This window comes from Nocardia amamiensis, from assembly GCF_015477605.1.
Classification (GTDB): Bacteria; Actinomycetota; Actinomycetes; order Mycobacteriales; family Mycobacteriaceae; genus Nocardia; species Nocardia amamiensis_A.
On the sequence record NZ_JADLQX010000032.1, the window covers coordinates 41,184 to 62,353 of the forward strand.

The 21,170-nt window shown below is 68.1% G+C and carries 24 protein-coding genes and 1 pseudogene; 8 read left to right on the forward strand and 17 right to left on the reverse strand.

Annotation, left to right across the window (positions count from 1 at the left end; genetic code table 11):
* Window position 1: 1 nt before the first annotated feature.
* The 5 genes from tatC to IU459_RS30400 form a co-directional block, all read right to left on the reverse strand.
* Entirely contained in the window at window positions 2-955 is a 954-nt protein-coding gene (tatC, locus tag IU459_RS30380) for a twin-arginine translocase subunit TatC (protein WP_195133028.1), read from the reverse strand.
* A 93-nt stretch (window positions 956-1,048) separates the two neighbouring features.
* On the reverse strand, window positions 1,049-1,309 hold the full coding sequence (tatA, locus tag IU459_RS30385) for a Sec-independent protein translocase subunit TatA (RefSeq protein WP_195133029.1): 261 nt from the start codon (window positions 1,307-1,309) through the stop codon (window positions 1,049-1,051).
* Window positions 1,310-1,373: 64 nt separating this feature from the next.
* Window positions 1,374-2,423: a 2-dehydropantoate 2-reductase gene (locus IU459_RS30390; protein WP_195133030.1), complete on the reverse strand. Its 1,050-nt coding sequence runs from the start codon at window positions 2,421-2,423 to the stop codon at window positions 1,374-1,376.
* Window positions 2,424-2,548: 125 nt separating this feature from the next.
* On the reverse strand, window positions 2,549-3,526 hold the full coding sequence (locus tag IU459_RS30395; protein ID WP_195133031.1) for a helix-turn-helix transcriptional regulator: 978 nt from the start codon (window positions 3,524-3,526) through the stop codon (window positions 2,549-2,551).
* A complete protein-coding gene (locus IU459_RS30400; protein WP_195133032.1) occupies window positions 3,523-4,518 on the reverse strand; it encodes a helix-turn-helix transcriptional regulator in 996 nt (331 codons plus the stop codon). The genes IU459_RS30395 and IU459_RS30400 overlap by 4 nt, the downstream gene beginning before the upstream one ends.
* Window positions 4,519-4,606: 88 nt before the next feature.
* Here IU459_RS30400 and IU459_RS30405 point away from each other — a divergent pair, with 88 nt between their 5' ends.
* The gene (locus IU459_RS30405; RefSeq protein WP_195133033.1) at window positions 4,607-4,912 is read left to right on the forward strand and encodes an MTH1187 family thiamine-binding protein; all 306 of its coding nucleotides are present in this window, start codon (window positions 4,607-4,609) and stop codon (window positions 4,910-4,912) included.
* Window positions 4,913-4,964: 52 nt separating this feature from the next.
* Here IU459_RS30405 and pafA read toward each other — a convergent pair whose 3' ends face one another.
* From pafA to dop, 5 genes are all read right to left on the reverse strand, one after another.
* On the reverse strand, window positions 4,965-6,323 hold the full coding sequence (pafA, locus tag IU459_RS30410) for a Pup--protein ligase (protein WP_174186519.1): 1,359 nt from the start codon (window positions 6,321-6,323) through the stop codon (window positions 4,965-4,967).
* A gap of 221 nt (window positions 6,324-6,544) precedes the next feature.
* The gene (gene prcA, locus IU459_RS30415) at window positions 6,545-7,342 is read right to left on the reverse strand and encodes a proteasome subunit alpha (RefSeq protein ID WP_195133034.1); all 798 of its coding nucleotides are present in this window, start codon (window positions 7,340-7,342) and stop codon (window positions 6,545-6,547) included.
* A gap of 2 nt (window positions 7,343-7,344) precedes the next feature.
* Window positions 7,345-8,199, reverse strand: a complete 855-nt coding sequence (prcB, locus tag IU459_RS30420; RefSeq protein ID WP_195133035.1) for a proteasome subunit beta — start codon at window positions 8,197-8,199, stop codon at window positions 7,345-7,347.
* A complete protein-coding gene (locus IU459_RS30425; RefSeq protein ID WP_014986166.1) occupies window positions 8,196-8,390 on the reverse strand; it encodes a ubiquitin-like protein Pup in 195 nt (64 codons plus the stop codon). The genes prcB and IU459_RS30425 overlap by 4 nt, the downstream gene beginning before the upstream one ends.
* 136 nt (window positions 8,391-8,526) lie before the next feature.
* Window positions 8,527-10,026 (reverse strand): depupylase/deamidase Dop, encoded by a 1,500-nt coding sequence (gene dop / locus IU459_RS30430; protein ID WP_195133036.1) that lies wholly within the window; start codon window positions 10,024-10,026, stop codon window positions 8,527-8,529.
* A 121-nt stretch (window positions 10,027-10,147) separates the two neighbouring features.
* Here dop and IU459_RS30435 point away from each other — a divergent pair, with 121 nt between their 5' ends.
* The 5 genes and pseudogenes from IU459_RS30435 to IU459_RS39455 all read left to right on the forward strand — a co-directional run bounded on the left by IU459_RS30435 (window position 10,148) and on the right by IU459_RS39455 (window position 13,521).
* Window positions 10,148-11,359: a DUF418 domain-containing protein gene (locus IU459_RS30435; protein WP_195133037.1), complete on the forward strand. Its 1,212-nt coding sequence runs from the start codon at window positions 10,148-10,150 to the stop codon at window positions 11,357-11,359.
* 142 nt (window positions 11,360-11,501) lie between these two features.
* A complete protein-coding gene (locus IU459_RS30440; RefSeq protein ID WP_324199088.1) occupies window positions 11,502-12,068 on the forward strand; it encodes an NUDIX hydrolase in 567 nt (188 codons plus the stop codon).
* Between the two features lie 59 nt (window positions 12,069-12,127).
* Window positions 12,128-12,415, forward strand: coding sequence for a DUF427 domain-containing protein (locus IU459_RS30445; protein ID WP_195133038.1), 288 nt, complete (start codon window positions 12,128-12,130; stop codon window positions 12,413-12,415).
* Between the two features lie 471 nt (window positions 12,416-12,886).
* Window positions 12,887-13,363, forward strand: a pseudogene (locus IU459_RS40190) (SPFH domain-containing protein); the annotation flags it as partial.
* A 32-nt stretch (window positions 13,364-13,395) separates the two neighbouring features.
* Window positions 13,396-13,521 carry a hypothetical protein gene (locus IU459_RS39455; RefSeq protein ID WP_267469915.1) on the forward strand — a complete coding sequence of 42 codons (126 nt, stop codon included), beginning with the start codon at window positions 13,396-13,398 and terminating at the stop codon, window positions 13,519-13,521.
* Between the two features lie 122 nt (window positions 13,522-13,643).
* On the opposite strand, the gene IU459_RS30450 is transcribed toward IU459_RS39455, so the two are convergent.
* The gene (locus tag IU459_RS30450) at window positions 13,644-14,024 is read right to left on the reverse strand and encodes a nitroreductase family deazaflavin-dependent oxidoreductase (protein WP_195133039.1); all 381 of its coding nucleotides are present in this window, start codon (window positions 14,022-14,024) and stop codon (window positions 13,644-13,646) included.
* 54 nt (window positions 14,025-14,078) lie between these two features.
* Here IU459_RS30450 and IU459_RS30455 point away from each other — a divergent pair, with 54 nt between their 5' ends.
* Window positions 14,079-14,672: an NUDIX hydrolase gene (locus IU459_RS30455; protein ID WP_195133040.1), complete on the forward strand. Its 594-nt coding sequence runs from the start codon at window positions 14,079-14,081 to the stop codon at window positions 14,670-14,672.
* Here the strand turns inward: IU459_RS30455 and IU459_RS30460 are convergent, their stop codons facing one another.
* Both IU459_RS30460 and IU459_RS30465 read right to left on the reverse strand, forming a co-directional pair.
* Window positions 14,673-15,353, reverse strand: coding sequence for a TIGR00266 family protein (locus IU459_RS30460; RefSeq protein WP_195133041.1), 681 nt, complete (start codon window positions 15,351-15,353; stop codon window positions 14,673-14,675).
* A gap of 106 nt (window positions 15,354-15,459) precedes the next feature.
* Window positions 15,460-15,828, reverse strand: a complete 369-nt coding sequence (locus IU459_RS30465) for an arsenate reductase family protein (RefSeq protein WP_195133042.1) — start codon at window positions 15,826-15,828, stop codon at window positions 15,460-15,462.
* A 133-nt stretch (window positions 15,829-15,961) separates the two neighbouring features.
* Here IU459_RS30465 and IU459_RS30470 point away from each other — a divergent pair, with 133 nt between their 5' ends.
* The gene (locus IU459_RS30470; protein WP_195133043.1) at window positions 15,962-16,480 is read left to right on the forward strand and encodes a nitroreductase/quinone reductase family protein; all 519 of its coding nucleotides are present in this window, start codon (window positions 15,962-15,964) and stop codon (window positions 16,478-16,480) included.
* Between the two features lie 10 nt (window positions 16,481-16,490).
* Here IU459_RS30470 and IU459_RS30475 read toward each other — a convergent pair whose 3' ends face one another.
* From IU459_RS30475 to IU459_RS30490, 4 genes are read right to left on the reverse strand one after another with little or no spacing between them, the layout of a single operon-like run.
* Entirely contained in the window at window positions 16,491-17,804 is a 1,314-nt protein-coding gene (locus IU459_RS30475) for an aspartate aminotransferase family protein (protein ID WP_195133044.1), read from the reverse strand.
* Window position 17,805: 1 nt separating this feature from the next.
* Window positions 17,806-18,852 carry a TIGR03842 family LLM class F420-dependent oxidoreductase gene (locus IU459_RS30480; RefSeq protein ID WP_195133045.1) on the reverse strand — a complete coding sequence of 349 codons (1,047 nt, stop codon included), beginning with the start codon at window positions 18,850-18,852 and terminating at the stop codon, window positions 17,806-17,808.
* Window positions 18,853-18,881: 29 nt separating this feature from the next.
* Window positions 18,882-20,303 carry a dihydropyrimidinase gene (gene hydA / locus IU459_RS30485; RefSeq protein WP_195133046.1) on the reverse strand — a complete coding sequence of 474 codons (1,422 nt, stop codon included), beginning with the start codon at window positions 20,301-20,303 and terminating at the stop codon, window positions 18,882-18,884.
* 16 nt (window positions 20,304-20,319) lie between these two features.
* A complete protein-coding gene (locus tag IU459_RS30490) occupies window positions 20,320-21,156 on the reverse strand; it encodes a nitrilase-related carbon-nitrogen hydrolase (RefSeq protein ID WP_195133047.1) in 837 nt (278 codons plus the stop codon).
* Window positions 21,157-21,170: the final 14 nt, after the last annotated feature.

Genomic DNA, 21,170 nt, shown 5'->3' on the forward strand with positions numbered 1-21,170 from the left:
GTCAGAGCGTATCGGAGTAGTCCGACACTGGTCGTGTGGATTTCTCCTGCGGAGTCGTGATCGACTCCGCCGGGTCGATCGGCTCGGGCACGCCCAGCTCGGAGGCTTCCTCGTCCGAGAGCGCGCCCCAGCCTTCGCGCTCCTTGCGGGCCCGGCGCAGATCGTTGATCCGGGAGAACTGGATGGCGACCTCGAACAGGACGGTCAGCGCCAGTGCCAGCGCGAGCATGGAGAACGGGTCCTGCGGGGTCACGATGGCGGCGAAGACGAACAGCCCGAACGTGATTCCGCGCCGCCAGGCCTTGAGCTTCTGATAGGTCAGCACCCCGACCAGGTTCAGACCGATGATCAGCAGCGGGGTCTCGAAGCTGACCCCGAAGATGATCAGCAACTGGATGATGAAGCTGAAGTACTGCGAGCCGCTCAGCGCGGTGATCTGCACGTTGTCGCCGATGGTGAGCAGGAAGCTCAACGCGTGCGCGATGATGACGTAGGCCAGCACCGCACCAGCGGTGAACAGCACGGTGCCCGAGGACACGAACCCGATCGCGTATTTGCGTTCCTTGGCGTACAGGCCCGGGGTGATGAACGCCCACAGCTGATACAGCCAGATCGGCGCCGCGAGCACGACACCGGCGGTCATGCCGACTTTCAGGCGCAAGGTGAACTGTTCGAACGGCGCGGTGGCCAGCAGTCGGCATTCGCCGTCCGGGCTCAGCGCCGCGCGCGCCGAGGGAGGCAGCGAACAGTACGGTCCGCGCAGGATCTCACCCAGGCTCTCGATGCCCAGGAACGAATGCCCGTACCAGAGGAAACCGAGCACGGTGGTGGCGATCACCGCGGCGATCGAGACCAGCAGGCGGTAGCGCAACTCCTGCAGATGCTCGACCAACGACATAGTGCCGTCGGGATTGGTCCTGCGCTTGCTGCGCCGCGGATCGAACGGGATTCGCATGGTTGGTGATCGCCCCTGGGTTGGTGTGCCTCGCTCGGCAACAGCACTACGACCGGAGTGAGTTCTTCCTCACCCCGGCACGAGCGGACCCGCTCAGACCGACTTCTGCTCGGTGCGGGCCTCGGTCGCCGACGGCGTCGCCTGCTGCCCGGCGGGCAGCTGCGGTGCAGGCTGCGCAGCGGCGGCGCCGGTGTTCGGCGCGTTGCTCTCGCTCTGCATCTGGCTGACCTCGCTCTTGAAGATGCGCAGCGAGCGGCCCAGGCTGCGGGCCGCGTCGGGCATCCGCTTCGCGCCGAAGAACATCACGAAAACGACCGCAATGATCAGCCAGTGCCAGATGCTCAGACTGCCCATGATCTACCTCCCAAGACTGTGATGCCTCGATGCTACCGGACCGTGACGTGCGCGAACGCCGCCGTCACCGCTCGTTCGCCCGGCGTTCGGCCGAGCCGCCCGCCGCGGCGTCCCGCAGCTGGCCGAGCAGTTCCGGACCGGTCCATGTGCGCCGGTCGCCCTGTTCGGCGGCGACCACCAATTCGATCAGCCGCTGATTCACCGGCGTCGGCATGCCCACCATCGCGCCGAGCCCGACGATTTCGCCACACAGCCAGGAGATTTCGGTCTTGCGGCCCAATGCCAGATCGTCTGCCATGGACGAGCGTGCCACCGGATCGATCGCGAGGACCTGCCCGGCCACCCGCTGGAACAGGGCGTTCGGGGCGGTCAGCAGCGCGGCCATCACCCGGGGTGGCAGCGGGGTCAACCGCGCCGGGCGAATCCGCGCCCGGTTCATCACCGCGAGCGCTTCGCGCTGGGCCAGCGCGAGACAGCGGCGATAGTCTCGGTCGGCGAGTTCCTCGCGCAGCGGACGCCCGGACAGCGCGTTGATCGGGTTGTTCAGGTTGAGCAGCAGCTTCGCCCACTGCACCGGGCGCAGATCCGGATACCGGCGCAACTCGAGTCCCGCGCGCTCGAACACGCCCAGGAACGGCGCCAGAGCCGGGTCGTCCTGCACCGCGAGGCCGCCTTCGGTGCCGCGGTGGAAGTGTCCGCCGGGATGGTGCACGACGTTGAACATCACCATGCCCGCCAGCACCACGCACTGCGGGAGGACCTCCCGGATCACCGAGTCGTTGCCGATGCCGTTCTGCAGGCTGAGCACCACGGTGCCCGGCCGGATCTTCCCGCTCAGTTCGCGCACCGCTTCGGCCGTTGCCGCCGATTTCACGGTGACTAGCACCAGATCGGCCGACCCGGCGTCATCCGGCTCTGTGGCGACGCGGAACCGGTCCGCCGCCAGCGCGTCGTCGGCGCCGTCGAGGTCGGTGAGCCGCAGCCCGGACGCGGTGATCTCGTCGAGCATCCCCCTGCGGCCGACCAGGGTGACCTCCGCACCGGCCACGCCCAGCTTGCCGCCGACGAAATTGCCGATGCTGCCCGCTCCGATCACCAGCACGCGACTGTTCACGCCGTTGCCGCCTCTCGTACCCGGCGGAAAACCGGCATGCGACCGGTGCGTAAAGCGCCGGGCGAACTACCGCACATCGAGCCTCCGGTGCGCCGCCGCTCGGCGGCACGCTGTTCGGTTGTCCGTCATCGGGCCTCCAGGTATCCGGCTTCCTCGTAGGCGGCCAGGGCGGCGTTCGACCGCTCGCGCACGGCGGCGACCAGTTCCGGCGGGCCGAGAACGGTGACGCCGGCGCCGAAGCCCAGCAGCAGCCGCGCCATCCAGTCCAGCGTGGCGAACCGCATGGTCGCCTCCAGGCTGCCGTCCGGGTGCACCGCGAGCCGGTGCATCGGGTATTGATCGAGTACCCAAGCGTAGTCGGCGTGGATGCGCAACCGCGCCAGGGGAACCGCCGGATCGTCCTGGAACAGGTCGAGGCCCGCCGTCGCGTCGGTGGCGTGTTTCGGCGGCCGGGCGGGCTCGTCCAGCTCGGTCGCGGCCTCGATCCGGTCGAAGCGGAACAGCCGCACGCCTTCGGCCTGTCTGCACCAGGCTTGCAGATAGCTGTAGTCGTCCACGAGGACGATGCGGATCGGGTCGACGATGCGTTCGGAGACCACATCGCGGCTGGCGGAGTAGTACACCAGGCGGGCCGCACGACCCAGCGCCAGCGCCGCCCGCACGGCGGACACGGCGGGCGCCTCCCGCGGCGGCATGCGTGATTGCTCGTCCTCGGCGGGCGCCGACCCGCCTGCGATGGCGGATTCGATCTTGGCGATGGCCGCGTGCGCCGCGGTGGGGTCGACCATGCCCGGCATGTCCACGATCGAGCGCAGCGCGACGAGCAGGGCGGTCGCTTCGGTGGAGGTCAGCCGCAACGGCCTATCGATGCCGGCGGAGAAGGTGACCTCGATGCTCTCCTCGGAGAACGACAGGTCGATCAGGTCGCCAGGACCGTACCCGGGCAGTCCGCACATCCACAGCTGGTTGAGGTCGCTCATCAACTGCTTGGTGGTCACACCCAGATCCGCGGCGGCCTCGGCGGCGCTGATGCCGGGATGGGCGATGAAGTACGGGATCATGTTGAGCAGCCGCGACAACCGGACCGAGAGCCGGGAACTCATGCCCGCACCTCCGTATGGTCGAACACCGAGCGCAGCCGGGCGATGACATCGGTCCGGAGATCCTCGGGGGCGAGCACCACCGCGTCCGGTCCGAGACCGGTGATCAGCCGCGCCAGCCAGTCGCGGGAACGCACCGGCAGTTGCACCACGGAGCCCGGGCGGCCGCCGATGGGGCGCTCGCCGGTCACCTCGCCGAGCCTGCGGATCTCGCGTCCGCGCCCCTCGGCGACCCACACCGTGGCCGTGCCGCTGACCGGCGCCGTGCTGGTGACCTGATCGACGATCGCGCGCAGGTCGACGCCCTCGGGCTTGCGGACCGCGTTGCGCGGACCATACGGGGTCACCTCGTCGCCGATCCGGGACAACCGGAAGCTGCGCACCGCGTTGCGGGCCCGGTCGTGCCCGACCAGGTACCACCGGCCGTGGTGGGTGACCACACCCCACGGCTCGACGTCGCGCATCAGGTACGGAGCGTTGATCGCGCCGCGGTGCTCGAATCGCACCGCCTGCCCCGCGTCGATCGCGGCCAGCAGCTTGCCCAGCACCGGTTCCGACCCACGGGTGCGGGCCGGTACGGCGGGCACCGACGCCACAGCCGCATCGGTCTCCACGTGGATGCCCGCCGCGCGCAGTTTGAGCAGCGCGCCCTCCGCCGCCGCGGCGAGCTCGGGCGACTCCCACATCTGCACGGCCACCGCGACGGCGGCGGCCTCCTCGTCGGTCAGGTCGATATCGGGCAGTTCATAGGCGTCCCGGTTGATCCGGTACCCCTCGATCGTCGAGTACCGGCTCACCGGTCCGACTTCCAGCGGAATGCCCAGATCGCGCAGCTCGTTCTTGTCCCGCTCGAACATCCGGCTGAACGCCTCGTCGCTGGCGGAGTCCTCGTATCCGGCAACACTGTCCCGGATCCGCTCCGCGGTCAGGAACTGCCGGGTCGACAGCAGCGCGATAACCAGATTCATCAGCCGCTCGACCTTGGATATCGCCACGCGATAGAGGGTAATCGGCATGGTGGCGTCACCGCGCGGCGGCGCGCGATTCGGTCGATCACAGCCCGCGAGCGGGCATCATCGAACCATGATCATCGCCTTTTCCGTCACTCCGCTCGGTACCGGCGTCGACGTCGGGCGGGCCGTCGCCGAAGCGGTCCGCGTGGTGCGCGCCAGCGGACTGCCCAACCGCACCGACGCCATGTTCACCACCGTCGAGGGCGAATGGGACGAGGTTATGGCCCTGGTGAAGCAGGCGACCGAGGCCATCCTCGCCGTCGCGCCACGGTGCAGCCTGGTGCTGAAGGCCGACATCCGCCCCGGCGTCACGGATGCGATGACGACCAAGGTGGAGAAGGTCGAACGCTACCTGGCCGAAGACCAGGAACGCTGACCGGCAGCGGCGGCACGGCCGCGCCGCCGCTGCAGCGAAGCGGATTGCAAGCTCACATGGACGCGATCAGGCGATCGACGCGTTCGTCGACCGACCGGAACGGGTCCTTGCACAGCACGGTGCGCTGCGCTTGGTCGTTCAGCTTCAGGTGCACCCAATCGACGGTGAAGTCGCGTCCTGCCTCCTGGGCTGCGGTGATGAAATCGCCACGCAGCTTGGCCCTGGTGGTCTGCGGCGGGGTGTCGACCGCGGCGTCCACGGCCTCGTCCTCGGTGACGCGCTTGGCCAGGCCCTTACGCTGCAGCAGGTCGAAGACGCCGCGTCCGCGCTTGATGTCGTGGTAGGCCAGATCCAGCTGGGCGATCTTCGGATCGGACAGTTCCATGCCGTACCGGTCCTGATAGCGCTGGAACAGTTTGCGCTTGATCACCCAGTCGATCTCGGTGTCGACCTTGGCGAAGTCCTGCGCCTCGACCGCGTCCAGGGTCCGTCCCCACAGGTCCACGACCTGGTCGATCTGGGGATCACGGTCCCGGTTGCGCAAGTGTTCCACCGCGCGGGCGTAGTACTCCCGCTGGATGTCCAGCGCGCTGGCCTGCCTGCCGCCCGCCAAGCGCACCGGTCGACGGCCGGTCAGGTCGTGGCTGACCTCGCGGATCGCGCGGATCGGGTTGTCCAGGGCGAAGTCGCGGAACGACACCCCCGCCTCGATCATCTCCAGCACCAGGGCGGCCGTGCCGACCTTGAGCATGGTGGTGGTCTCGGACATGTTGGAGTCGCCGACGATCACATGCAGGCGGCGGTACTTCTCCGCGTCGGCGTGCGGCTCGTCGCGGGTATTGATGATCGGCCGCGAGCGGGTGGTCGCCGAGGAGACACCCTCCCAGATGTGCTCGGCGCGCTGCGACAGGCAGAAGGTGGCAGCCTTCGGCGTCTGCAGCACTTTCCCCGCGCCGCAGATCAGCTGGCGGGTCACCAGGAACGGCAGCAGCACATCAGAGATCCGGGAGAACTCGCCCGCGCGGACCACGAGGAAGTTCTCGTGGCAGCCGTAGGAGTTGCCCGCGGAGTCGGTGTTGTTCTTGAACAGATAGATGTCGCCGCCGATGCCTTCTTCAGCGAGACGCTGCTCGGCGTCGATCAGCAACTCTTCCAGGACCCGCTCGCCCGCACGGTCGTGGGTCACCAGTTGCGCCAGGTTGTCGCACTCCGCGGTCGCGTACTCCGGGTGCGACCCGACATCGAGGTAGAGCCGGGCACCGTTGCGGAGGAACACGTTCGAGCTACGGCCCCAGGACACCACCCGGCGGAACAGATACCGGGCCACCTCGTCGGGGGACAGTCGACGGTGACCGTGGAAGGTGCATGTCACACCGAACTCGGTCTCGATCCCCATAATTCGTCGCTGCACACTATCGACATTACAGCCATGTCAGGGGGTTGCGTGGGGCACCGAACAACCCGTATGCATACGTCTTCACAACGATTTGGCCCGCTTTGTCGGAATTTGCGCGGGTGAAACGGCGGATGCACCGGAAGGATGCACACCTCCGGCCGTACCTGGACATGACGGCACGGCCCGCGAACGAGTCCTCGTTCGCGGGCCGTCGCGCCTCCTCGGCCGGGTGGGGGTCACTCCGTGGAGGGAGTGTCCTCCCCCGCCGTTTTCTCGTCCTTCGACTCGGGCTTGCCGTTCTCGGACGCGGATTTGTCGGCCTGCGCCGGACTCAGCAAGCGCTCCAGCGCGGCGTTGGTGACCCGGCGGAACGCCCGGCGTGGACGCGCCTGCTCCAGGGTCGCGACCTCGAGCGAGCTCACGCCGAGCACACGCTTCTCCTTCTCCGCGCCCTCCGGCACGCCTGCCTGCAGCGCGCGCACCGCGACGCCGACCGCCGAGGCCAGCTCGAGACCGGGCTGGTAGGACGCCTTCAACGCGGTGACGATCGGCTCGGTCGTGCCGCCCATCACCACGAACTCCCGCTCGTCCACGATCGACCCGTCGAAGGTGATCCGGTACAGCACCGACTGCGCGGCCTGCTCCGGATAGCCCACCTCGGCCACGCAGATCTCCACCTCGTACGGCTTGAGCTGGTCGGTGAAGATCGTGCCGAGGGTCTGCGCGTAGGCGTTGGCCAGCGCCCGGCCGGTGACATCGCGGCGGTCGTACTGATAGCCGCGGATATCGGCCTGCAGGATGCCGCCCCTGCGCAGGTTCTCGAATTCGTTGTACTTGCCGACCGCGGCGAACCCGACCCGGTCGTAGAGCTCACTCACCTTGTGCAGCGTCGCGGACGGGTTCTCCGCGACGAACAGCACACCCTTGTCATACGTCAGCACCACGACGCTGCGCCCCCGAGCGATGCCTTTGCGCGCCAGCTCGGTCTTGTCGCGCATGATCTGCTCGGCCGACGCGTAGTACGGCAGGGTCATGATCAGGCGCTCCCTTCTTCGACAGCCTCGCGGTCGGCGACGATCCCGCGGGTGATCTCCGCGAGCCGCGATTCGGTCACCTCGACCGCACCCTCCTCATCGATCATGATCGCCGTCGGGAAGATGCCGCGCACCAGATCCGGGCCACCCGTCGCGGTGTCGTCGTCGGCCGCGTCGTAGAGCGACTCGACGGCGATGCGCAGCGCACGGTCCTGATCGATTCCCTTGGCGTACAACTTCTTCAGCGCGGACTTCGCGAACACCGAGCCGGAACCGACCGCGGCGTACCCGAAACGTTCCTCGCTGCGTCCACCCACCACATCGAACGACACGATGCGGCCCGCCTTGTCCGGATCGGTGGCGTCGAGGTCGTAGCCGACCAGCATCGGAACCACCGCCAGACCCTGCAGGGCCGCAGGCAGATTCTCCCGCACCATCTTCGACAGCTTGTTCGCCTTGCCGTCGAAGGTCAGGGGCACGCCCTCGAGCTTCTCGTAGTGCTCCAGCTCCACCGCGAAGATCCGCACCATCTCCACCGCCATGCCCGCGGTGCCGGCGATGCCCGCCGCGGAATAGCTGTCGGTGATGTAGACCTTCTCGATGTCCCGGCTTGCCAACAGGTTTCCCTGGGTGGCGCGCCGGTCACCGGCGATCAGCACACCGCCGCGGTAGCTGACCGCGACGATGGTGGTGCCGTGCGGAGCGATGTCCTTCGCGGAAGTGCCGCCGGAGATTCCGGCGGCACCCTGTCCGAACCTCATGGCCGGCAAGAGGTCCGGAGCATGCATGCGCAAGTAGTCGGAGAAGGAGGAGAGGGCGTACCCCAGGTGGAGACGCGAGGGGTCACCGACTGTCACTGGCCACCTTTCTGCACGTACGCGCGGACGAAGTCCTCGGCGTTCTCCTCGAGCACGTCATCGATCTCGTCGAGCAGGTCGTCGGTTTCCTCCGCCAGCTTCTCGCGGCGCTCCTGACCGGCGGCGTCTACGCCGTCCGGGCCCTCGTCCTCGTCGCCGCCCCCGGCGCGCTTGGTCTGCTCTTGTGCCATGGCAGCCGACCTCCTCTGTCCTCATCATGACCGGGACCCATCGTGAGCACGATCCCGATCATGAGCATTGTCCGTGCTCGTCCCTCAACACTACCTACCAGCGCCGACAGTGTGCCGATTTTGTCGCCGTGCTGTGTCAGGTGGTCAGTTGCTCGACCAGGTCGGCAGCGGTGTCCACACCGTCGAGAAGCTTGCCGACATGCGCCTTCGTGCCGCGGCGCGGTTCCAGGGTGGGGATGCGCACCAGGGAATCGCCGCCCAGGTCGAAGATCACCGAGTCCCAGCTCGCCGCCGCGATGTCGGCGCCGAAGCGGCGCAGGCATTCGCCGCGGAAGTAGGCGCGGGTGTCGGTGGGCGGGTTGGTCATGGCGTCCAGCACCTGCTGTTCGGTGACCAGCCGCTTCATCGAGCCGCGGGCGACCAGGCGGTTGTAGAGACCCTTGTCCAGCCGCACGTCGGAGTACTGCAGGTCCATCAGATGCAGCTTCGGGGCCGCCCAGCCGAGACCCTCCCGGTGGCGCATGCCCTCGAGCAGGCGCAGCTTGGCGGGCCAGTCGAGCAGGTTCGCGCACTCCATCGGGTCACGTTCGAGCAGGTCGAGCACCATGGCCCAGTTCTCGATGATGTCCTGGACGCGCTTGTCGTCGTTGCCCGTGCGATCGACGAACTTGATCACCCGGTCCAGGTAGACGCGCTGCAGTGCGAGACCGGTGAGCTCGCGCCCGTCGGCGAGCGCGACGGTCGCGCGCAGCGTCGGGTCGTGGCTGATCGTGTGCACCGCGGTGACCGGGCGGGCCAGCTGCAGATCCGACAGGTCCTCGCCGGCCTCGATCAGGTCGAGCACCAGGGCGGTGGTGCCGACCTTCAGGTAGGTCGACATCTCGGCCAGGTTCGCGTCGCCGATGATGACGTGCAGCCTGCGGTACTTGTCGGCGTCGGCGTGCGGTTCGTCGCGGGTGTTGATGATGCCGCGCTTGAGCGTGGTCTCCAGGCCGACCTCGACCTCGATGTAGTCCGAGCGCTGGGACAGCTGGAACCCCGCCTGGTCGCCGGACTGGCCGATGCCGACCCGGCCGGACCCGCAGACCACTTGGCGGGACACGAAGAACGGCGTGAGCCCCACGATGATCTGGTTGAACGGCGTCTCGCGGCTCATGAGGTAGTTCTCATGCGTGCCGTAGGAGGCGCCCTTGCCGTCGACGTTGTTCTTGTACAGCTGCAGCCGCGGTGCCCCCGGCACGCTCGAGGCGTGCCGTGCAGCGGCCTCCATCACCCGCTCGCCGGCCTTGTCCCAGACCACCGCGTCCAGCGGGTCGGTGACCTCCGGCGCGGAGTATTCCGGGTGGGCGTGGTCCACGTAGAGCCGCGCGCCGTTGGTGAGGATCATGTTGGCCGCACCGACCTCGTCGGCATCGATCACCGGCGCCGGTCCGTTCATCCGGCTCAGGTCGAATCCCCGCGCGTCACGCAGCGGCGACTCCACCTCGTAGTCCCAGCGGGTGCGCTTCGCACGCGGTACGCCCTCGGCCGCGGCGTAGGCCAGAACCGCCTGCGTGGAGGTGAGGATCGGGTTGGCCGACGGCTCGGTTGGGGTCGAGATGCCGTATTCGACCTCGATTCCGATGATGCGCTGCATGCTGTCGAGCCTAGGCGACGCACCCCGCAGGCCCCGTCGCGACCGGCGGAGTTGAATGTCATACCGCAGGTGGTACTTACGGAGGACCCGGTGTGGCGCAGGTCGGCGCGATAGTCTGGGCATGACCGAATCGATCGCCGATCCGCGCGGCGACACGCCGGGTCGCCCCGGTACGGCGGTTCCGCGGAACTCACTCCCGCCTGCCCGGCTCGTCGCCTTGGACGTGCTGCGGGGCATCGCCATTCTCGGCACGCTGGGCACCAATATCTGGATCCTGACCAACCCGCAGGGGCTGATCGGCTACCTCCAAGAGCTGGGCGCGTCCTCCGGCGGATGGATGTGGACCGAACGGGTGCTCCAGCAACTCGCCCAGGGCAAGTTCCTCGGGCTGCTCACCATCATGTTCGGCATAGGCCTGGCCATCCAGCAACGCTCGGCGACCAGAGCAGGGCGGCGCTGGCCGGGGAAGTACCCGTGGCGCGCGGGACTGCTGTTCCTGGACGGCCTGCTGAATTTCGTGTTCGTCGCCGAGTTCGACGTGCTGATGGGCTACGCGGTGACCGGCCTGGTCGTCGCGTTCGTGCTCGCCACCGGCGAACGGACGCAGCGACGCTGGCTGGTCGCGGCGGCCGGCGTGCACGTCGCCATGCTGACCTTTATCGCGATCGCCGTGGCCTTCGCGCCGCAAGAGAAGGCGGCGGATCGGCCACTGGACCCGAATCCCTACCCGAACGGATCCTTCTGGGATCTCGCGCTGTTCCGGCTGGAGAATGCGGGCCTGTTCCGGATCGAGGCGGTCTTCGTATTCGCGATGTCGGTCGCGCTGTTCCTGGTCGGCGCCCGGCTGTTCCGCGCGGGGGTGTTCCGCCCGGATGGCGCGCGGATCCGCAAGCGCCTCATGATCATCGGATTGGGCGTCGCCGCGCCGATCGACCTGATCACCGGTATCGCTGGTGGCGGCGATCTCATCCTGTTCACCCGCTACGGCAGTGCTCCGTTCGTCTCCCTCGGCATTCTCGCGGCGGCAGCCGAGTGGTACGTCCGGCGTCCCCGGGCCGGATTCGCCGGGCGCCGGCTCACCGAGATCGGCCGGACCGCGCTCAGCTGCTACATCCTGCAGAACCTCGTGGCGTCCGTCCTCTGCTACGGCTGGGGTTTCGGGCTCGCCGCCCGGATCTCGCCCGGCGACCGGGTTCCGTTCACCGTCGGGATTTATCTGCTGGTGTCGCTGATCATCGCCGTGGGCGCACACCTGTGGCTGCGCCGCTTCGAGCGGGGACCGGTGGAGTGGCTCTGGCACGTCGGCTACCGGGCACTGGCCCGCGAACCATGACGTGCAGCGGCACGGCGATTGCCGCCGGTGAAGTGCTCGCACGGACGAATCCCGCTGGGTCACTTCCCGTCTCGCGGTAGAGCTCGCAATCACGGGCCGGAAATCAGCGGACATCGCGGTCGGCGAACGCTACCGTCGAACTGTGACGCTCGCCGACCGCTACCCCTTGCTGCACGCGCCGACGCACTGGGCCTGGGGTGATCTGGACGTGCGTTTCTCCACCACGCTTCCGCCCGACGAACTGGTCACCAATATCCACGTCGTCTGCTTCGTCGGTGAGCAGGTCGTGCTGTGCCGCGACGATCGCGACGTCTGGCTGGTTCCCGGCGGCACCAGAGAGCGCGGCGAGTCCGTCGACGCGTGCGTTCGCCGGGAGTTGCGGGAGGAGGCGGGCGCGCGCCCGGTCGGGCCGATCCGATGGTTCGGCGCCCATCACGCGACGAGCAACCAACCCGCGCCGTACCGCGAGTGGCAGCCGCATCCGCATAAGGCGTGGCTGTGGTGCACGGCGGACGTGCTGCTCGACTCCGCGCCGACCAACCCGGCGGATGCCGAACAAATCCTCGAGGTCCGCGCCTTTCCCGTTGACGAGGCCGTACGACAAGCCCGGACCGACGGCGACCATATGAGCGAACTCATCGCATTGGCCGTCGAACTCCACCGCGGCGAAACTCGGCCCACTTCGCCTTCTCGGGACCTGCCTGCCTGACCATGGACGGCCGACCGCGGGGCCACGCACGGTCCGTGGAACTGGGGCAGAATCGAGGTATGGCAACGGCAACCTGGCACGGCCGCGTCCTCGCGACCAGCGACGACACCATCCTCGTCGAGGGCAACCACTACTTCCCGCCGGATTCGGTGCGCTCGGAGTTCTTCCAGCCCTCCGACACCAACACGATCTGCCCATGGAAGGGCACCGCCAGCTACTACACCGTGGTGGTCGACGGCGAGACCAACCCCGACGCCGCGTGGTACTACCCCGCCCCCAAGCCCAAAGCCGCGCAGATCAAGGATTACGTCGCCTTCTGGCGCGGCGTGGACGTGACCGACAACTGACCTGAACTCCCTCGGCGCCCGCACGCCGGACGTGCCGAGTGCGCTCCCGGCCGAAGGGCCGCCGACCGCCGCGGAGAGATCGGTGGCCGGGCTTCGTACCCGAGTCCGCGTGGCGAGTCGGCGGGTGCCATGTCTCGGCCGGTGAGCGAAAATGGCTCGCGTTCGGCCTACCTGGTTCTCTATCGTCGTTCTCGGTTGCGTAAGGGGCGCACCGGATTCTCCGGATCGCGTTCCCCGTGTCGGCGCAGCCACGTCCTTCAGGTGGGCGCAGACTCGAAGTCTGTTGGGGTTCGATTCCTCTCCCGATGTCCTCCGCCATGGCCACATGCGCCAGACGCGGCCTTGCGGGCCGACCGGCTCCGTCCGGCAACGCCTCCGCCGCGTCGCCGCGGCCGTGGCGGAGGGCATCCGAAGGACGATGCGGACAACGACTTACGTCGGGGAAGGAGTGAGACCATGTACACCACGGTGATGGAGTGGCAGCGAACGCTGCTGTACCGGGACGGCACGCTGGAGCGGGTTCTGGAGCCGGGACGGCACCGGTACGACGCGAAGCGCTGCACGCTGATCGAGGTCGACATTCGCCCCCGGCTGCTGTATGTCACCGGGCAGGAGTTGCTCACCCGCGACGGGCTCGCGCTGCGCGCCAGCTACACCGCGCAGTGGCAGGTCACCGATCCGGCCGCGTTCACAACGGGCGCGCAGAACGCGGAGACGGTGCTCTACGCCGCGGTCCAGGACGCCGCCCGCGGCGCGGTCGCCGCGCACACGCTCGACGAGCTCATCGCCGATCGCGGCTTGCTCACCGGTGATCCCGGCGAGATCGGCTCGGCCGTGGCGAGCCTGGGCATCCAGGTCGTCGGGGTCCGCGCTCGCGATCTGATGCTGCCAGGCGAACTGCGCAAGGCGGCGCTGGAGACGGTGCTGGCCAAGGAACGCGGCCGCGCCGAGCTGGAAAAACGCGTGCGGAGGCGGCGGCGTTGCGCTCGCTGGCCAATACCGCGCGGCTGCTCGAGCAGCACCCGGCCCTGCTGCGCCTGCGGACGCTCCAGGTCGCGACCGTGCCCGGCGCCCAAGTGGTGCTCGACCCGCGCGACAACACCTGACCCGCCACGCGACAGCGTGGCACACCCGGACGCCGAGCCGGTGGACGAGTCCCGGCTCGGCGTTCACGTGTGGCTCAGCTCGCTCGATTCTGGGCGGGCCGGACACGAGCACCGCCTCCGGCTCAGTCGGCCGCGCGTGCCTCGACGTAGTACTCGGCCGAGATGGCCTGCAGGACCTGCCGGACACCCAGTGGCGCCCAGCTCGCCGACCGGTCGTGCCGAACCACCGGGTCGGCCAGCTGCACGACGTGTCCGCGGGTCTCCAGCGCGAAGCCACCCGCGGCGCGAATGTTCTTGACCCAGTCGACGTTTCGCCCGTACGTCAGCGCGATGCGGTAGGCGCCGTCCTGGTCGAAGACCATCACCGGCGTCCGGTAGGACCGCCCGGACTTCCGGCCTTTGTGTAGCACGATGCCGAAACCGGGCGCCCGGCCCGCGACCAGGCCCGTCGTGGGATTGGTGACATGCCGGTTGAAATTCGCCAGTGCGTGCGGAAGCACCATGGGCGGCGATCCTCTCTCAGGAGTGGCGTGCGGTGTTCACGTTACTCTCGATCAATGTCCGCTCCGCCGCATCGTGACTCGCCGTACACCGGGGACCCGCGCACCGAACCGATCGCGGTCTACGACCCGGCGGGCACCCCGATCGGCGCCGCCGAGCGCGCCACCGTCTACCGCGACGGATTGTGGCACGCCAGTGCCGGTGTGCTGCTGCGTTCGCGCGACGGCACGCGGATCTACGTGCACCGCCGCACCGACACCAAACTGGTGTTCGCGGGTATGCACGACTGTCTGGCGGGCGGGGTGGTCGGGCCGGGCGAATCACCGCTCGATACCGCCCGGCGCGAACTGGCCGAGGAATTGGGCGTCACGCCCGATCTCCGAGAGCTCACCCCCGTGGCAACCGCCACGTGGGACGGCGAATGGGACGACCGGCCGATGCGCTGCCATCTATTCGCGTACGAACTGCGCTACGACGGACCTTTCCGGCACCAACCCGACGAGATCGCCGACGGTTGGTGGTGGTCCGACGCCGAGCTGCGCGCGCATCTGGCCGACCCGGATTGGCCGTTCGTCCCCGACACCCGCCTGCTGATCCCCGGCTTGCTCAACGCCCGCCGACCAGAGGACGCTGCGGAGCCGACACCGTGATCAGCCGCCCGAGGCGACCGAACCCGCCCAAGCCGCGAACGCGCCGGGATTGCGCGTCTGCAGCAGCACCCGGCCGGGACCGGTGAAGTCGAACACGAATCCCTCGCCGGATTTCAGCGACTGGATCGACCGACCCGAAACCGCCCGCCGCATGGTGAAGTTCATCGCCAAGTCGTAGGCGACCACGTGGCCGGTGTCGATCGTGATCGGCTCGCCCGGCTGCAGATCGATGACATCGATCGCGCCGAACACGCCGACTACCACCTCTCCCGCACCGTGCGCGCGCAGACCGAACCCGCCCTCGCCGCCGAAGAGGTTCGCGAAACCACCCCACTTGCCCTCCACTTGCACGCCGGAGGAATTGGCGATCCAGCCGCCACGACTGATGAAGAACGGCCGGTCCGGGGTGATCTCCAGGTTCAGCATGTCGCCGGGTAGCGCGGGTGCCACGTCGACCCAGCCGCCCTGCGGCGGCGCGGTGAACGTCGAGACGAAGAACGATTCGCCGGCCAGCACCGACCGCTTCAATCCGGCCAGGATGCCGCCTTCGGCCTTGGCCTGCAACGTGACTCCCGCCGAATGGGCGACCATGGCACCGCTCTCGACGCGCATCGGCTCGCCCCCGGCGAGAAAGCACCGCGCGACGGTCGAGGCGGGGCTGTGGCGCAGTTGTACCTTCATGCCCGCCGACCCTACCCGCAGAGTTCACCCGTAAGGGTGGGCCGGATCCGCGCGGCCATCCCGGCTGAAATCGGCTCGCGTACAAGGACGGCCGGGCCGGGGATCGTCAGATCAGATCGCGCAGCGCGACCTCGTCGCGCGCGACCACCGCGGCGCCGTCGGCGGTGAACACGATCGGGCGCTGAATCAGGATCGGATGTTCGACGAGCGCCGCGATCCACCGGTCCCGGTCGGCGGCGGTGCGCCCCCAGCTCGCGACGCCCAGATCCTTGGCGATCTGTTCGCCGGTGCGGGTGATGTCCCATGGTTCGGCGCCCAACCGCCGCAACACGTCGCGGAGTTCGTCGGCGGTGGGCGGCTGGTCCAGGTACTTTCGCACGGTGTAGTCGACACCGGCATCGTCCAAGAACGCCGTGGCGTTGCGGCTCTTGCTGCACCGCGGGTTGTGCCAGATCTCGGTCTGCCCGGAAGTCATACGAGCAGGGTACCGAGGGGCCGCGGCCACACGCCGAGCACTCCGCGGTCCGAAGAGCGAGCAATGCCGCCACTGTACCGGCGGTACCGGACGTCGGACTGCACATCGCGCTGGACTACTCGATACTGGGGCCATGAGCGAGGCATCTGTTCCCGATTCGTCTTCGTCCGAAAACCCTTACGGCACACCGACCACGTCCGGTCCCGAACCCATCCGGTCGTACCAGAACGTGGTCAACCGGATCGTGCGGACGCTGCTGCGCGTCCCGGGCATCTCCGGCATCGTCGGTAAGCGGCTGATGATCCTGCACGTCGTCGGGCGCAAGTCGGGCACGGTCTACAACGTGCCGCTGGCTTACACCAAGAACGGCGACACTCTGCTGATCGGAACCGCCTTGCGGCCGTGGGTCAAGAATCTGCGCGCCGGTGACCCCGTGCGGGCGTCGTTCGGCGGCAAGCCGCGCACGTTCGATCCGGTGGTCCACAGCAGCGAGGCCGACGTGCTGCGGCTCTACGACATCATCGCGCGGGACAACCCGCAGAACGCGAAGTTCAACGGGATCGGCTTCACCGCCGACGGCGCACCGTCGAAGGCCGACATCTATCAGACCTGGCAGCAGGGCGCGGTCGTGGTCGAGCTGACGCCGCACTGAGTCCCGTGGATCAGCTCATCTGGACGTAGCCGTCGGCGACGTCGAGCACTGCGTCGATGATCGCCAAGCCGTCCCGCAGCTCGTCCGCCGTCGTGGTCAGTGGTGGGGCGATCTGGAAGCGATTGCCCGCGTTGAAGGGCCACAGCCCGCGTGCCTTCGCCGCCGCGGTGACCGCGGCCATCGGCTCGGTGTCCGCACCGGCCGCAGCGAACGGCACCAGCGGCTGCCGGGTGCGCGGATCGCGCACCAGCTCCAGCGCCCAGAAAAAGCCGAGCCCACGCACGTCGCCGACACTCGGATGCCGAGCGGCCAGCTCCCGCAGCCCTTTTCCGAGCACGTCCGCGCCCACCGACCGCACATGGTCCAGGATCCCGTCGCGCTCGAACACCTCAATCGAGGCGACGCCAGCGGCGCACGCCAGCGGATGCCCGGCGTAGGTCAGTCCACCCGGATACACCACGTGGTCGTAACGCTGCGCGATCCGTTCCGCCATCAGCACGCCGCCGAGTGGAACGTAACCGGAGTTCACTCCCTTGGCGAAGGTGATCAGATCCGGTTCGACGCCGAACGCCTGCACCGCGAACCACTCGCCCACCCGGCCGAACCCGACCATCACCTCGTCGGCGATGTACACGATGCCGAACTCGTCGCACAACGCGCGCACACCGGCGAGATAGCCGGGTGGTGGGACGAGTACGCCATTGGTGCCGACCACTGTCTCCAAGATCAGCCCGGCGATGTGCTGCGGTCCCTCCAGTTCGATCACCTGCCGCAGGTGCGCCAACGCGGCGGCGGTCTCCTCCTCGGGACCGGCCGTGTCCCAGGGCGACCGGTACGGATATGGTCCGAAGAACCGCACCACGTCGACATTGGTCGGCTCCGCGCCCCAGCGGCGCGGTTCACCGGTCAGGCCGATCGCGACACCCGTGCCGCCGTGGTAAGAGCGATACGCCGCAAGCATCTTCGCGCGCCCGGTGTAGCTGCGGGCCAGGCGCACCGCGTGCTCGACGGCCTCCGCGCCGCCGGTGGTGAACAGGATCCGGTTCAGCTCACCGGGGGCCCGCTCGACGATCAGCCGGGCCAGTTCGCTGCGCGCCTCGTTGCCGACCGTCGGCGAGATGGTGGCCAGGCGCTGCGCCTGGTCCACGATCGCCGCGACGACGTCCGGGTGCTGATGGCCGAGATTGACGTTGACCAACTGGGAGGAGAAGTCGAGGTAGCGCTTGCCGGAGTCGTCCCAGAAATACGAGCCGGACGCCCCGGCGATCGGTACCGGGTTCAGCTCGGCCTGGGCGCTCCACGGATAGAAGACGTGATCGGCCACGCTAGATACCGCCTTCGGCCGACTCGGTGGCGGTCACATCAGAAGCAAGATGGGGTAGCACCGATTCACCGTACGTCTCCAGGGTCGCCGTTTTCGCGTCGTGCTGGAGGTAGACCGCGAACTGGTCGGCGCCCAATGCCTCCAGCTCGCGCAGCCGGGCCAGCTGGGCGTCGGGTGTGCCGAGCACACAGAAACGGTCCACGATGGCGTCGGGCACGAATTCGGCGTGCACGTTGCCCGCGCGTCCGTGCTGGTTGTAGTCGTAACTGCGCCTGCCATCGATGTAGTCGGTGAGGGCAGCCGGAATGTCGCCGCCGGTACCGTATTTCGCCACGATTTCCGCGACGTGATTACCGACCATCCCGCCGAACCATCGGCATTGCTCCCGTGCATGCGCAAGGGCCGCGTCCGATCCGTCGGTGACGTAGGCCGGTGCGGCGACACAGATCCGGACCGCTGCCGGGTCCCGGCCCGCGCGTTCGGCCGCGGCTCGTACGCGCGCGATGGTCCACGCCGCGATATCGGGATCGGCCAGTTGCAGGATGAATCCGTCGGCGATTTCGCCGGTGAGGTCGAGGGCCCGCGGCCCGTAGCCCGCGACCCACACGTCCAGCCGGGAACCGGCCGCCCACGGCAGCCGGACGACGGTGTCGCCCACCCGCACGCTACGGCCATTGGCCAGCTCCCGGATCACCTCGACGGATTCGCGCAGCGTGGCCAGACCGGCCGGTTTACCGCCGAGCGTGCGGACGGCCGAGTCACCCCGGCCGATACCGCACACAGTGCGGTTGCCGAACATCTCGTTGAGGGTGGCGAAGGTCGAGGCGGTCACCGTCCAGTCCCGGGTGGCCGGATTGGTGACCATCGGACCGACCATCACCTTGCGGGTGGCGGCCAGGATCTGGCTGTAGATGACGTAGGGCTCCTGCCAGAGCAGATGCGAGTCGAAGGTCCACACGTGCGAGAACCCGAGTGTCTCCGCGAGTCGGGCCAGTTCGACCACTCGCGAGGCCGGGGGCGTGCATTGCAACACCAAACCGATGTCCATGCGGCACTCCATCCCGCGGTCGAAACGCGTCAGATCAGGTTCTGCGACAGTTGGCGTTTGACGAACCGGCCGTGACCGATGCTTCCCAGGTATGCGCCATCATCGACGATCACCCGGCCGCGGGACAGCACCGTATCGACGTGGCCGTCGATCTCGAAGCCCTCGTAGGCCGAGTAGTCCATGTTCATGTGGTGGGTCTTGCCGAGGCCGATGCTGGTATGGCCGCGCGGGTCGTAGATCACGATGTCGGCGTCCGCACCCGGGCTGATCACGCCCTTGCGCGGGTACATGCCGAACATCCGGGCCGGCGTGGTACAGCAGACTTCGACCCATCGCTCGAGCGAGATCTGCCCACTCTGGACGCCCTGGAACATCAGGTCCATGCGATGCTCGACGCCGCCGATACCGTTGGGGATCTTGCTGAAGTCGCCGATGCCCATGTCTTTCTGGTCTTTCATGCAGAACGGGCAGTGGTCGGTACTGACGGTGGCGACGTCACCGGTGCGCAGGTAGCGCCACAGCTCCTCCTGGTGTCCTTCGGCCCTGGACCGCAGCGGTGTCGAGCACACCCACTTGGCGCCCTCGAAACCCGGTGCGGCGAGGTGCTCTTCGAGCGACAGGTACAGATACTGCGGGCACGTTTCGCCGAAGACGTTCTGCCCTGCGTCGCGCGCGGTCGCGATCTGTGCCAGTGCCTGCCCGGCCGAGACGTGCACGACGTAGAGCGGCGCACCCGTGAGCTGCGCGAGCATGATCGCGCGATGGGTGGCCTCCTCCTCCATTTGCCACGGTCTGGTCGTCCCGTGGAAATAGGGAGCGGTGTCCCCGCGCGCGAGCGCCTGCTCGACCAGCACGTCGATGGCGATTCCGTTCTCGGCGTGCATCATCAGCAGCGCACCGAGGCCGGCCGCGGACTGCATCGCCCGCAGGATCTGTCCGTCGGTGGAGTAGAAGACGCCCGGGTAGGCCATGAAGAGTTTGAAGCTGGTGACCCCCTCGGCCACCAGTTCGCTCATCCCCTTCAGCGATTCGTCGTCGACCTCGCCGATGATCTGGTGGAAGCCGTAGTCGACGGCGCACTGTCCGGCCGCCTTCTGGTGCCAGGAGCCCAAAGTGTCCTGGACTCGCTCCCCCGGCTTCTGGACGACGAAGTCGACGATCGTGGTGGTGCCGCCCCAGGCGGCAGCCCGGGTGCCGGTCGCAAAGGTGTCGGAGGCCTCCGTGCCGCCGAAGGGCATCTGCATATGGGTGTGGCCGTCTACGCCGCCGGGGATGACGTACTTGCCGGTCGCGTCCAGTACCCGGTCGGCCGCCGCGGCGAGGTCAGCACCGAGCGCGGTGGAGCCGGGGTGCAGGACGGCGACAACGGTCTCGCCGTCCACGAGCACGTCGAGCGGTTGTGATCCGGTTGCGGAGACCACTGTGCCGCCGTGGATGAAGGTGCGCGTCATCTGTTTCCTCCCGGTCTCAAGGGGCCACCAGCGGCCCATAGGCGTCGGGGCGGCGGTCACGGTAGAAAGCCCAGCGGTCGCGCACCACCTTGATCAGGTCCATATCCAGGTCACGGACGATCAACTCGGGCTCGGAATCGGAGGCGACATCGCCGACGAACTGGCCTTCGGGGTCGACGAAGTAGCTGGTGCCGTAGAAGTCGTCGTCGCCGTACTCCTCGACGCCGACCCGGTTGATGGCGCCGATGAAGTACTCGTTCGCGACCGCGGCGGCGGGTTGTTCCAGCTTCCACAGGTAGCCCGACAGGCCACGGGAGGTCGCCGAAGGGTTGAAGACGATCTCCGCGCCCGCCATGCCCAACGCGCGCCAGCCCTCCGGGAAGTGCCGGTCGTAGCAGATGTAGACGCCGATCCTGCCGACCGCGGTATCGAACACCGGCCAGCCCAGGTTGCCCGGCCGGAAGTAGAACTTCTCCCAGAACCCGTTGACGTGGGGAATGTGGTGCTTGCGGTACTTGCCGAGATAACTGCCGTCGGCGTCGATCACCGCCGCCGTGTTGTACCGCAGACCCGGCTGTTCCTGCTCGTAGACCGGCAGGATCATCACCAAGCCCAATTCCTCTGCCAGCGCGGCGAATCGCTCCGTCGCCGGACCGGGCACCGATTCCGCGTAGTCGTGGAACTCCGTGTCCTGCACCTGGCAGAAGTACGGACTGTAGAACAGCTCCTGGAAACAAATCACCGCCGCGCCCTGCGCGGCGGCCCGGCGCGCGTAATGCTCGTGCGCCTCGATCATCGATTCTTTATCGCCCGTCCAGTTCGTTTGAACAAGGGCCGATCGAACGATTCCCATGCCTTGTTCTACAT